This window comes from Oleiphilus sp. HI0117 (assembly GCF_001635235.1).
Window position 1 is genome coordinate 1 of the sequence record NZ_LWGA01000363.1, and the last position, 621, is coordinate 621.

Annotated in this window: 1 pseudogene; it reads right to left on the reverse strand. The window is 44.1% G+C overall.

Features of this window, described 5'->3' with window-relative positions:
- A pseudogene (locus tag A3757_RS04345) lies at positions 1-540 on the reverse strand (pyridoxal-dependent decarboxylase); the annotation flags it as partial.
- Between the last annotated feature and the right edge of the window lie 81 nt (positions 541-621).

Genomic DNA, 621 nt, shown 5'->3' on the forward strand with positions numbered 1-621 from the left:
TGCTAATACCACTCGAAAGACGACACATGCTTGTCGATTATACTTCGGGGGTTCCAAACGCGTTCTTGAAACAAACGATAGGCCTTTCTCACGCTGAGTTTTTTGTACAAACTTAGTGATACGATCCAGAACTGCATTGATCTTTTCCATCAAAATATCGTCTGCAACTGCTAACACCGACGTTGCAAACTCCGGGCAATAACGATAAGTAATAATATTTAACTCAGGATAGGTAATCACCTCGAAGTCCTGATCGTTGTCGATCATGGCAGCAAAAGCTTTGGCTTTATTGATACCTTCGTTGATCAATATCTCGTATCCATCTTTGGCAATAATCTTCAGGCCAGAGTGAATCAGCATCGCCATTCCCGGGCGTGAACCTTCGAGAGTTGTACTTCCCAAATCCTTCGAGCCACGACGGACAACATACTGAGCATGATGTTCAATGGCCTTCAGTTTCTTTGGGTCCTTAAACACCACCAAGCCACTACCCATCGGAACATATAACTGCTTGTGTGCATCCAGGGTGACAGAATCTGCTTTTTCGAAGCCTTACGAGATACCTGCACTCGCTTGAAGAAAGAAAATATCTGCATAATTAGCGTGATTGGCATTGCCGGT